The organism is Roseiflexus sp. RS-1 (assembly GCF_000016665.1).
Lineage (GTDB): Bacteria > Chloroflexota > Chloroflexia > Chloroflexales > Roseiflexaceae > Roseiflexus.
This window is the reverse complement of record NC_009523.1, coordinates 4,918,156-4,929,816: the sequence shown is the minus strand read 5'-3', so window position 1 is coordinate 4,929,816 and position 11,661 is coordinate 4,918,156. Positions and strand designations below refer to the sequence as shown.

The 11,661-nt window shown below is 60.8% G+C and carries 11 protein-coding genes and 1 tRNA gene; 7 read left to right on the top strand and 5 right to left on the bottom strand.

What is annotated here, in order from left to right; genetic code table 11:
- Positions 1–49: 49 nt before the first annotated feature.
- A tRNA-His gene (locus ROSERS_RS20290) sits at positions 50–124 on the bottom strand.
- Positions 125–332: 208 nt separating this feature from the next.
- Between ROSERS_RS20290 and ROSERS_RS20285 the strand changes: the two genes are divergently transcribed.
- Positions 333–1,922, top strand: a complete 1,590-nt coding sequence (locus ROSERS_RS20285; RefSeq protein ID WP_011958630.1) for an FHA domain-containing protein — start codon at positions 333–335, stop codon at positions 1,920–1,922.
- Between the two features lie 55 nt (positions 1,923–1,977).
- Here ROSERS_RS20285 and ROSERS_RS26240 read toward each other — a convergent pair whose 3' ends face one another.
- Genes ROSERS_RS26240 through ROSERS_RS20280 form a run of 3 tightly spaced genes read right to left on the bottom strand, consistent with a single transcriptional unit; the run spans position 1,978 to position 2,761 of the window.
- On the bottom strand, positions 1,978–2,145 hold the full coding sequence (locus ROSERS_RS26240; RefSeq protein WP_157041170.1) for a hypothetical protein: 168 nt from the start codon (positions 2,143–2,145) through the stop codon (positions 1,978–1,980).
- A gap of 28 nt (positions 2,146–2,173) precedes the next feature.
- A complete protein-coding gene (locus ROSERS_RS26235; RefSeq protein ID WP_157041114.1) occupies positions 2,174–2,338 on the bottom strand; it encodes a hypothetical protein in 165 nt (54 codons plus the stop codon).
- 36 nt (positions 2,339–2,374) lie between these two features.
- Positions 2,375–2,761: a hypothetical protein gene (locus tag ROSERS_RS20280; RefSeq protein WP_041334175.1), complete on the bottom strand. Its 387-nt coding sequence runs from the start codon at positions 2,759–2,761 to the stop codon at positions 2,375–2,377.
- Positions 2,762–2,846: 85 nt separating this feature from the next.
- Between ROSERS_RS20280 and ROSERS_RS20275 the strand changes: the two genes are divergently transcribed.
- The 4 genes from ROSERS_RS20275 (at position 2,847) to ROSERS_RS20260 (ending at position 9,411) form a co-directional block, all read left to right on the top strand.
- Positions 2,847–4,784 carry a hypothetical protein gene (locus ROSERS_RS20275; protein WP_011958629.1) on the top strand — a complete coding sequence of 646 codons (1,938 nt, stop codon included), beginning with the start codon at positions 2,847–2,849 and terminating at the stop codon, positions 4,782–4,784.
- Between the two features lie 97 nt (positions 4,785–4,881).
- Entirely contained in the window at positions 4,882–7,581 is a 2,700-nt protein-coding gene (locus ROSERS_RS20270; protein WP_011958628.1) for an FHA domain-containing protein, read from the top strand.
- Positions 7,582–7,871: 290 nt separating this feature from the next.
- Positions 7,872–8,738, top strand: coding sequence for a fumarylacetoacetate hydrolase family protein (locus ROSERS_RS20265; RefSeq protein WP_011958627.1), 867 nt, complete (start codon positions 7,872–7,874; stop codon positions 8,736–8,738).
- Positions 8,739–8,745: 7 nt separating this feature from the next.
- Positions 8,746–9,411 (top strand): thiamine diphosphokinase, encoded by a 666-nt coding sequence (locus ROSERS_RS20260; RefSeq protein WP_011958626.1) that lies wholly within the window; start codon positions 8,746–8,748, stop codon positions 9,409–9,411.
- A 255-nt stretch (positions 9,412–9,666) separates the two neighbouring features.
- Here ROSERS_RS20260 and ROSERS_RS20255 read toward each other — a convergent pair whose 3' ends face one another.
- Positions 9,667–9,960 carry a PspC domain-containing protein gene (locus ROSERS_RS20255; protein WP_232282688.1) on the bottom strand — a complete coding sequence of 98 codons (294 nt, stop codon included), beginning with the start codon at positions 9,958–9,960 and terminating at the stop codon, positions 9,667–9,669.
- A 96-nt stretch (positions 9,961–10,056) separates the two neighbouring features.
- Between ROSERS_RS20255 and ROSERS_RS20250 the strand changes: the two genes are divergently transcribed.
- A complete protein-coding gene (locus ROSERS_RS20250; protein ID WP_011958624.1) occupies positions 10,057–10,449 on the top strand; it encodes an ASCH domain-containing protein in 393 nt (130 codons plus the stop codon).
- Between the two features lie 64 nt (positions 10,450–10,513).
- Positions 10,514–11,653, top strand: coding sequence for an ADP-forming succinate--CoA ligase subunit beta (sucC, locus tag ROSERS_RS20245; protein WP_011958623.1), 1,140 nt, complete (start codon positions 10,514–10,516; stop codon positions 11,651–11,653).
- Positions 11,654–11,661: the final 8 nt, after the last annotated feature.

Sequence of the window (11,661 nt, the reverse complement as noted above, 5' to 3'; positions counted from 1 at the left end):
CGCAGAAACAAAAAAAGCCTCTTCAACGAGGCAAGAGTATATATGGGTGTGGGGTGCCTGATGGGTCTCGAACCCACAACCTCCTGAGCCACAGTCAGGCGCTCTGCCGTTGAGCTACAGGCACCACAGCGCTTGTAGTATAGCACAGCGTGCACAAAGCGTCAAACCAGTCCCAATTGGTGATAGTTGCGTTGTTTCAACCCGTCGTTGTTGAACATCCCACATACACGGTTTCATACAGGCGGTATAAGAGAAGCAAGCGATCGGGCGTCTCTGCGGCACGGTGGTAGCGCCCGGTCGCATCAACGTTGCGCGCGTTCCATGGAGGTCATATGAACCCCGCATCCCATCAGACGCAGTCGCTCTGTCCTGTCTGTGGCGCGCCTCAGCCGGGCGCCGCCCGATTCTGCTCACGCTGCGGTCATCCGCTGACCCAACCGCCTCAGACATTCGAGATGCTGGTTACCCAGAACAACGCCCCACCGATGCGCGTACCCATCCCCGCCGCAACCGTTACCATCGGTCGGGCGCACGACAGCACCATCCTGATCAGCGATCCAAAGGTTTCACGACGCCATCTGCAACTGACCTGGAACGGCGCGGCGTTCGTCGCTGAAGATGTCGGCAGCAGCGGCGGGACGCTTCTGAACGGCATGCCGTTGCGCAGCCCGACGATCCTGCGTCCGGGAGACACGCTTTCGATTGGAGATACCATCCTGCGGTTGGAGATCGCGTCAGGCACAGCAACCGTGCTGGCGCCTCCGCGTGAACAGGCGCCCTCTGTGCCGCAGACGCCGACCACGCCCGCCCATCTCCAGCCACCTGCATCTGCATCTGCGCAACCTGCTGCACTGCCGCCCTATCAACCGCCTGCATCTGCGCAACCTGCTGCACCGCCACCTTATCAACCACCCGCATATGGGCAACCTATCACACCGCCGCCCTATCAGCCGCCTGCATCTGCACAACCTGGTGCACCGCCATCTTATCAACCACCCGCATATGGGCAACCTGTCACACCGCCACCCTATCAATCGCCTGCGTCTGGGCAACCTGGTGCGCTGCCGCCCTATCAGTCGCCTGCACCTGCATCTGCGCAACCTGCCGCGCCGCCTTACCAGCCGCCGTATCGTCAGGAACCGGTTGGCTTTCCGCCGCCTCCAGCGACACCTGCCGCGCCGCCATATCCGGGAATGGCGCAGATCCCGGTGTCGCCGCCGCCCCGTCGTTCATCACACATCGGCATCATCCTCGGCATTGTGGCGGTGTTTCTGCTGATCGGAGGAGGCGCAGCCGTGGTGATCCTCGGTCCGTGGCGCAGCCCCCTTGGACCCGTCGCGCCCCCATCTTCTGATCAAGAACAGCCGGCGCCGCTGACCATGACCCTCACGCCGCAGGAACAGACTATCGTTGCTCCCGATGGTCAACCGCACACCGACAGTCATGGCGCCAGCCTGATCGTGCCATCTGACATCCTCGAGGAAGCGGCGCATGTCGAACTGATCGCAAGCAGCGCCCAGGGAACGCTCGCTGATGCGCTGAGCCAGGACTTTACCATCGAAACGCCTTTCTACGCCATCGTTGCCGACAACGACGGGCGCGGGCGCGCGTCGCTGACACTGCCAGCCGCCAGTCCTGATTCGCGTGTCGCGGTTGTGATCGATACCACCTATCTGGCGATCCTCGATACGCAGCCGGTCAACGGCGTACTGCACGTCGAAGCCGCTGTGACACCCAAAACGTTGCCCGATACACCGGCGCCCGGCACAACGCGCGATGGCTCGATCCACTACGTCGTTCTCCGCGCAAAGTCTGGCAGTGCTGCATCGCCTGCCGGCACGGGCAGCGCACTGGGGCTGAACCTTGCGCCGCGCCGCGCCTATGCTGCTGAAGCGTCCCAGACAAACACATATATACCTTGATTGCTAGTTCATGTTCGTACAGATGAGTGCAATGAGCGTTGCGTGCACCTTCAGTTCAAACCCGGCATTGGCGCCTGCCGTCAAGCGTCCAGCGCCCATCTTCTCCAGTTGACTGTTGACCGTTCGTCATCTCGATGCCACGACGATGCGCGCGCAATTCGATGTCGTCCATAAACCAGGCGTGCGGACGCATGTTCGCCCGGCGCACTGGAACCAGGCGCACCCCCGTCTCCGCCAGGATGCTCGCCGCATCAGCGGCGCTGTTGCGGCGAATAATTATTCGCCGCTACGCCCAACCGCCGCGCCCCAGCGGGCAGGCCATACGCCAGTTCATGCACGGGTGTCAGGTCATGCACCCCTGCGGGCAGCATCTGAACGCGCACGGGCACGCCATCCGGGCGGCAGACCAGATGCACACGCCATCCAAAGAACTTCTCCCGTTTCGCCGCGCACTACCCGCAGCATTCGCGCCCCGGCGCCTTCCGACCGCGCCGGGCGCGCACACGACGGCAGACTGGCAGGGGGAGGCTATCGATGATGAACACGTCGCCCGTGGTGAACACCTCCCCCAACACGTCCGGAATCCAGACCATCCAATCAGCGAGCTGATGGAGGCGACGATTGAAGCGCGCGACGCTGATCCGCCCCGACAGATAGCCGCACCCGTGCATGATCTGCACCGCCCGTTCGTGATGATTGCCAACATACTTGGCGGCGACGACGGCAATCGTCAGAATCTCGGAGTCGGGGACCTGCGCCCGCACATCACTGCGATGCCCCAGGCGTTCCATCAACGTGTCAATCACGACAAAAGCGGCTATTATCGGGCGAGCGTCCATCGGCTCCTCCTGGCGATGATGTTGGTTGGGCAACCGCGATCGTGCCAGAGGTGTCGGTGGTCGTCAACTAGCAATCAAGGTATATATGTCATGCCTGGCGCTCTTCACCCGCAGCAGTCAACGCTGCCGCACAGATGGCAGGGTCTACGTGATGTGGCTGGGCGAAGCGCTTTTGGAAACAACCCACGTTGATGCGATCATTGCCCAGACGAGCGGAATCATGAAAGCGTATGCAGACAAAGGATTCACTGCCGCCGGGTCGAACGCCTCTCTCTGGATCGTTGTGGATCGGTCCGTTTCAGCCCCCCAGTACAGTATCAGGAGCGAGGTCATTTATCTTCCGCTGGATAGCGCTACTTCGATCACCGGCGATAAAGCGCGACGTGAACTGGCGCATGAACTGTTCCACTGGATTCAGGACGAAGCATATGCCATGACCGCTGCCGCACTTTCCGGCGCGAAGACGTGGTGGTTGGAGACGACCGCCGAAAATGGTGTCTTCCTGATCGACAACGGGGCGCTGGAGTACAACCTGCACCACTACGGTCAGACGACTGTCAATGGGGCAATGCTTGGATTTCAGGCGGCACCGTTCACCTGGGGGCGGAACGATGAGGCGCGCTACATTCATGCCCAGCTACTCAGGGTGAATATGTGCGAGTACAGCTGCCCGATCAGCGAGAGGGACATGATCTGGGCGATCAATCGGGGAAGATACCCATTGGACAATGCGGACACTCAGGCAAAAATCCGCGCCAATCTGGACGATTACGCGCGCTACCTGCTCGGCGCGGCGCCTGAACGGACGAACACCTCCATCCCGCTCCACGAAACCGTCCGTGTTGGCGATGCGTTTGGCGACATCATTCAGATTTCGCGCACGCCGGAAAGCGAATTCTCGCTGAGCACCAGTTCGAGCGCGCCGCAGATCGTGCAGGAAACGCCCGACGGTCGCCCCCCTGAATACCACATCAATGCTGCTATTGAACAGGGAGGGGTTTATCCGCTCCAGGTCATCAGTGGTCAAAGTGTTCAGCGCGGACACCCCGGCTGGCCCGTGATGCTCTTGATCGAACCGGGCATCGAGTTATTCTACCGTCAGGGTGACGAGCCGGTGAAGCATCACGACGGACAGGATCAACTCATTCTGGGTCCCATCCACCGAACAATGGGCTACCCGATAGTGCGAGTCGTGGCGCTTGGACGCAATGAGTCGAACACCTTCAAAGCAACCGTGCGCATCGTCGATCTTCAGGGGGATTGGGTGTTGATCCCGGGCAAGATGATCAGGAACGCGGTGGTCTGCACCCCCGACGGCGGCTCTCCCACGAGCGATACATCGGGAACTCCCGATGCCTTTCTCGCTGCCACAGGAGTGTATGAGTGGGATGGACCCAATAAACTGATCTTTACGATGGACCCCTCCACCCTTCCCCCGGAATACACAACCGTACCCTTCGAACTGGAAGGGTCGGTGGTAATCGGTCCCGACAACATTCGGGGCAGGCAGCGCCTTGCCATTCATGATCCGGCAGTGAGCGGCGCACACCCGGCGACGGCGGCACTGGCGTTTCCACTGATCGGGGCGCTGGTGTGGAGTTCGCGCCGGCGCATCATCCTGGCGCTGGTTCTGCTGCTGACCGGCGCCCTGCTTGCCGGGTGCGTCGGTATCGGCGTCACCGGCAGCGTCGAGACCGACTACACGCTCACAAAGCTCGAATACATCGGCAAGGGTGATGTACCGGGCGAGCCGATCTGGCGCATCAGCGGGGGAACAGCAACAACCAGCATCGATCTGACCATTACCACCAAGGTAGCAGACCCTTTCAGCGATAAGCCGCCGGAAGAGCAGGTGATACAGTGTAAAGGGCAGGTAGAGACCGAAACGGTCATCGAAATCTACAAAGACGGCGTGTTCACCCCGTCGGACATAAGCGGGGCATCAGGGCAGGAGTATCGGCACGGACGCCTGTTGTTGGAGCAACAACCTCGCAGGAGCGCTGTGATCCATCGACGCACATGATTGCGCGTATTGGGGAACGCAGCAGCGTCGCACAAACATTGCGCGGCATGCTACAATCGAAGTGCGTGGTTATCAGTAGCACAGCGAGGAAGGCATCGTGTCACTGTCTGCAACCTGCATCCACTGCGGTGCGCCGTTGAGCCGTCCCGGTGCAAAGTTTTGCACCCGCTGCGGTAAACCGCAGGAGACGGCCGCTCCGGTCACGTCAACATCGGCGATTGGGGCTTCTTCACCTGACAGCGCCTCCCAGAAAACCCAGATATTCACGAGCCAGGGATCGACGTCTGCGCCGCCTGCCTACGCTACGAGCGGCGAAGGCGCATCGCAGGGCGGCGCACCGCTCTCAGGACCGCTCCTGATCGTTCAGGATGTCGGACAAACGTTCGAGGTCGCACTTGGTCAGCAACCGCTCTCCATCGGGCGCGCACCCGATAATGATATTGTCATCACCTCGCGGTTCGTCTCCGGTCGTCACGCGCGGATCGAACCGCATGGCATCGCCCACCAGATCGTCGATATTGGCAGCACCAATGGTTTACTCTTTGAGGGAAAGCGACTTCCCGCCAATACGCCACATGTGCTGGCTGACAGTGATGTCCTGCGGATTGGCGATCCGGCGACCGGTAATTTCGTCACCCTGACCTACCGCAACCCCCAGGCGCCGAAAGTGCAGCAGGCTGCCGCCGTGGCGCGCAGTTACCGCCTCGACCCGACCGACCCGCAGATTACGATTGGTCGTGAAGGATGCGAGATTCTGCTCGACAACCCGCAGGTGTCGCGTAAACATGCGGTCATCGACCGTGTGAACGGAAAACACGTTCTGCGCGATGTGGGGAGCACTAACGGCACGTTCGTCAACGGGCGACGCATTACCGAGCATACACTGGTCAAAGGCGACATCATTCAGATCGGTGCATTCAAACTGGTCTACACCGGTGAAAGCCTCGATCAGTACGACCAGCGCGGCGCGTTGCGCATCGACGCGCGCAACCTGTGGCGCGAAGTGTCGCGCGACGGCAAAACCCGCATGATTCTGAAGGATGTATCGCTTTCGATTGCACCGCGTGAGTTCGTTGCGCTCGTCGGCGGCAGCGGCACCGGCAAGAGCACCCTCCTCAACGCCCTGTCCGGCTTCGTGCAGGCAACCCACGGCAGCGTCCTGGTCAACGGCGACGATTACTACCGCAATTTCGACGCCTACCGCGCGGTGCTTGGCTACGTGCCGCAGGACGACATCCTCCACCGCACGCTGCCAGTCGAACGCGCGCTCGGGTACGCAGCCGAACTCCGCCTGCCCGCCGATACAGCGCCAGCAGAAATCCGTCAGCGCATCGACCGGGTGCTCGACGACGTCGAAATGACGCCGCACCGCGAAAAACCGATTGAAAATCTGTCGGGCGGGCAGCGCAAACGGGTCAGTATTGGCGCCGAACTGCTGGCTGATCCTTCGCTCTTCTTCCTGGACGAACCCACCTCCGGTCTCGACCCCGGTCTCGAAAAGAAGATGATGTACACCCTGCGTCGCCTGGCGGATAGCGGTCGAACGATTATCCTGGTGACCCACGCAACTGCCAATATCAATGTCTGCGACCACGTCGCCTTCATGTCGGACGGGCGCATGGTGTTTTTCGGTCCGCCAGCCGAGGCGCTCAAGTTCTTCGGTGTGGCAAGCGGCGATTTTGCCGACATCTACACCCGCATCGACGGGCTGGCTGACCCGAATGACCCCGAACGGTGGGCGATTGTGCAACGCGACCTCCAGGCGGAGTATGCCGCCTGGCAGCACCATCATCAGCAGACATCAGGCAACAGCAAACCGACGGTTCCGACGCTCGCGGAATTGTGGGAAATGAAGTTCCGCGCCTCGCCGCAGTATGCCACGTATGTGACTGGACGACTGGCGGAGGCGCCGGCGGGTCCAGTTTCCGGCAGCGCCGGGGACGATGGCGCCACCAAACGACCGGGCGTCTCATCACTGCGACAATTTGGCATCCTGGTGCGCCGGTACTTCGACCTGACCCTGCAAGACCGGCGCAATCTGGCGATCCTGCTGCTCCAGGCGCCGATTATCGGTCTTCTGCTGATGCTCGTCGCCAAAGCGGATGCTATCGTTGGCGAGAACGCCTTTGCGAACGAAGCCAAAAAGGTGCTTTTCATGCTGGCAACAGTCGGCGTCTGGTTCGGCATCATCAATGCTGCGCGCGAGATCACCAAAGAAGCGCCGATATACCGGCGTGAACGTCTGGCAAATCTGCGCATCGGTCCGTATGTCCTGTCGAAGGTGGTAGTGCTGCTCCTGCTGGTGATTCTCCAGAGCGCCGTGCTGCTCGCACTGGTCGGCTTGAAGGTGCAATTCCCTGAGCAGGGGGTGATGCTGCCGATCCAGCTGGAACTGTTCATCACCGCTGTATTGACGTCGCTGGCTGGAATGGCGATGGGGCTGGCAATCTCGGCATTCGCGGCAACGCCGGATCGCGCGATTTCGCTGGTGCCGCTGGCGCTCATCCCGCAGATCATTTTTGCTGGGGTCATTTTCAGTCTTGGGGATGGCATCACGGTTCAGCGCGTCCTCTCGTGGTTGACGATCAGCCGCTGGGCGATGGATGCCTATGGCACCTCGGTCAATATCAACAGCCTGCCGCTGCAACCGGGGATGCTGCGCCTGCCCAATCCACCAGAGGAGTACACCTTCACTCCAACCCATCTGCTCTCACGCTGGGGCATCCTCCTGGGCTACATGGTTGTGTGTCTGGCACTCACCGCCTGGCAACTGCACCAGCGCGACCGGCAACGGTAGTACGGGCGCAGCGCGGTTGCGTCCCTCCGTCGCGCCTCACCCTCGCGCTTGCCCCCGCTGCCGGTCCGGGCGCAGCGCGGCTGCGCCCCTCCGTCGCCCCTTGCCCCCTCCCACCTGCAACCTTCAACGTGCAACGACCTTCCCACTTTCAACCTTCAACCTTCAACGTGCAACGACCTTCCCACTTTCAACCTTCAACCCTCTCGCCTCGCCCCTCTCGCCCCTTGCCTCTATTCTGTGGTACTATACAGAATACTGTATCCGCCTGTCATGCTTTTGAGGAGATAACGATGCGTCTGGTGACCTACCGCGATAGCGAGAGCGTTCACCTGGGTGCATTACGCGGCGACGAGGTCGTGTCGCTTGCCGATGTAGCGCCCGATATGCTGAGTCTGATCGATGCCGGTCCTGCCGGGTTGGAAGCTGCGCGCGCAGCAGTGGAACGCGGTGCAGGCGTACCGCTGAGCGCTGTCACCCTCCTTGCCCCCATCCCGCGTCCGCGGCAGAATGTCATCTGTCTGGGCATGAACTACGTCGCGCACACCATCGAGTCGTACCGCGCACGCGGGCGAGAGCCGAAAATGCCGGAGTACCCGGTTTTCTTCACCAAAGCGGCGCACACCGTGTGTGGACCAGACGACGATATTCCGCTCGATCCGAAAGTGACAAACGAACTGGATTACGAAGTCGAACTGGCATTCATCATCGGTAAAGCCGGGATGAACGTCCCGCGCGATGAGGCAATGGAGTACGTCTTCGGATACACGATCGTCAACGACATTTCGGCGCGTGATCTGCAAAGCCGGCATCAGCAGTTCTTCAAAGGCAAGAGTCTCTATCGCGCCTGCCCGATGGGACCGTGCATCGTGACGACCGATGAGATCCCTAACCCTGCCGGACTCGGCATACGACTGCGGTTGAACGGAGAGACACGCCAGGACTCGCACACCGGAGACCTGATTTTCGATATTCCGGCGATCATCGAGCATCTGTCACTCGGTATGCCGCTGGAACCGGGCATGATCGTTGCAACCGGCACCCCCGCCGGTGTCGGACTCGGTCGCACACCGCCGGAGTACATGCGCCCTGGCGATGTGATGGAAGCAGAGATCGATTCGATCGGCATCCTGCGCAATCGGATTGTTGGCGTCGCATAGGAAAGCCATGTATGTGGTGATTGTCGCCAATGCTCCGTCATTATCGCTCGATCCCTACCGTTCGCTGATCACCGATGCTGATGTGGTGATTGCCGCCGATGGCGGTGCAAACGCGCTGGTAGAAGCACACCTTCGCCCATCGCTGGTGATCGGCGATCTCGACTCGCTCGACGATGCGCGGCTGGCAGCGCTGGCGGCGGACGGCGTCGAACTGCGCCGCTTCCCGCGCGAAAAGGACGAGACCGACCTGGAACTGGCGTTGCTGCACGCTGCTGCCATCGGTGCAGAGCGGATCGACGTTCTCGGTGCCCTTGGCGGGCGCTGGGACCATACCTTCGCCAATGTCGCCATGCTGGCAATGCCAGAACTGTGCGGGCGACAGGTGCGCCTGATCGACGAGCGGCAACGCCTCTTCCTGGTGCGCGATCAGGCGACGCTCGACGGTTCCCCCGGCGACACCCTCTCGCTCCTGCCACTAACGCCAGTGGTACACGGGATCACAACACGCGGTTTGTTCTACGCGCTCCACGATGCGACACTGCACTTCGAACGCGCGCGTGGCGTCAGCAACATCTTGATCGATCCGCCCGGATTTGTTTCACTGCGCGAAGGACTGCTCCTGGTCGTGCAGCACGATGATCGCGGCGCATTGCAGTGGAACGTCGGGCGTTGAGTAGACCGAAATTGATGGTCTTTGAAAAATAACCCGCTATAGCCCGCGCAGGCGGGCTTCGCCTCGCATAGCCGAGGGCTTTAGCCCGACGGCTCGTGCGGGATAGCGGATTTATTTCTCAATCTTTCGGTCGCCGCGTGCCGCGCGCGATAGTGATTGCGGTCATCCGTGGGAAGATAGATACACCGGCGCCGATCCTGTCCACGCTGCACAGCATGTGGCGGATGACCCGGCGATCTGCGAGAGCGCGTCCATTTACGCCGCGAACATGCTCCGCACCCGCGCCACATATTCCTCAATGACCGCGCGTATATCGGCGATATTTTCACGGATCTGCGCTCTGGGGTCGATCTCCTGACTATCCTCGGCTGGCACAAGGATCCACATTGCCAGGTACAATAGCGTGCCAAACCCGTTCAGCAGTGCGAGAAACAGAAAACCCAGACGTACAAACACCGGATCGATGTTCATCGCGCGCGCCACACCGGCGGCGACGCCGCCGAAAATGCGCTCACTGCGTATGCGTCGAAGTGGTCGAGTTTCCATCATCCATCACCACGCAGTACGGTACAATTTCCATGCTCGAACCGTAGCCTGCGCGCTCCTTTCCGCTCATTACGACGCGACTGAGACGGTGAATGTTGCATGGCGACCCATCTCGCCATCCTGCGCGAACCCTACCTGAGCCGCATTCTGATGGGTGTCAAGACCATCGAGTCGCGGTTTTTGCGAATGCGCACCGCTCCGTATGGTCGTGTCGCTGTTGACGATCGGTTGCTTCTGAAGCGTTCCGGTGGACCGATTACAGCGACTGCGCGGGTGGCGAAGGTGGCGCTCTACGATAACCTGACGCCAGCGCGCGTCGCGGCACTGATCGATCAGCATGCCGCCGGACTGTGCCTGGATGACGATGTGCTTGACCGGGTGCAGCACAGTCGCTATGCCGTGCTCATCTGGTTGAGCGACGTTGCGCCGATTGAGCATCCGCCGATCCTGAACAAGCGTGATCGCCGCGCCTGGGTGGTGCTCGAAAGTTGACGCAGTGCAGCGAAAATGCTACCATTCTGCGCAAGTCACGCACGAGCAGGGAGAGGAACAGGCGATGAAGCTGCACGAGTATCAGGCACGCGACATCCTGGCGCGCTACGGCATACCGGTGACCGGTGGCGGTGTCGCCACAACACCGGCGGAAGCGCGCACAATTGCGGAGCAGATTGGCGGTCGGGTGGTTGTCAAAGCGCAGGTATTTGTAGGAGGGCGCGGCAAGGCGGGCGGCGTCAAACTCGCCGATACCCCGGAACAGGCGGAACAGGTCGCCAGCCAGATCCTGGGTATGAACATCAAAGGATTGACCGTTGAGAAAGTGCTGGTTGCCGAAGCCATCACCTACGAGCGCGAGATCTATCTGGGCGCGATTATGGATCGCGCCTCACGACGAATTGTGATGATGGCATCAGCTGAAGGCGGTGTTGAAATCGAAGAAGTCGCCAGGACCAACCCGGAAGCGATCGTCAAAGTGGCGGCGCACCCGATGATGGGGTTGCTCGACTTTCAGGCGCGCGACCTTGCGTATGGCATTGGATTGACTGACGGCAGGCAGGCGCGCCAGTTTGCTCAGATTGCGACGGCGCTCTACCGTGCCTACATGGATGTCGATGCGTCTCTGGCGGAGATCAACCCGCTGGTTGTGCGCGCCGACGGTTCGCTTCAGGCGCTCGACTCGAAGATTGTGCTGGACGATAGCGGGTTGTTTCGCCATCCCGATCTCGAAGCGATGCGCGACTCGTCGGATGAACCGGAAGCCGAGCAGCGCGCCCGCGAGGCTGGCATTACCTACATCAAACTCGACGGCAATATCGGCTGCATGGTGAACGGCGCCGGTCTGGCGATGGCGACGATGGATGTGGTCAAACTGTATGGCGGTGAACCCGCCAACTTCCTCGACATCGGCGGCGGCGCAGGCAAAGAGAAGGTCAAAACCGCCCTCCAGATCATCCTCTCCGATCCGAACGTCAAAGCGGTGATGTTCAACATCTTCGGCGGTATCACCCGTGTCGATGAAGTGGCAAAAGGCATTATCGCCGCCCTCGAAGAAGTCAACACCGACGTTCCCATGATTGCACGACTGGTCGGCACGAACGAGGAAGAAGGTCGGCGCATTCTGGCAGAATCGGCGCTGATACCGGCTGCGACGCTGGCGGAAGCGGCGGAGAAGGCGGTTCAGGCGGCGCAATCACGGTAATTCGGGGT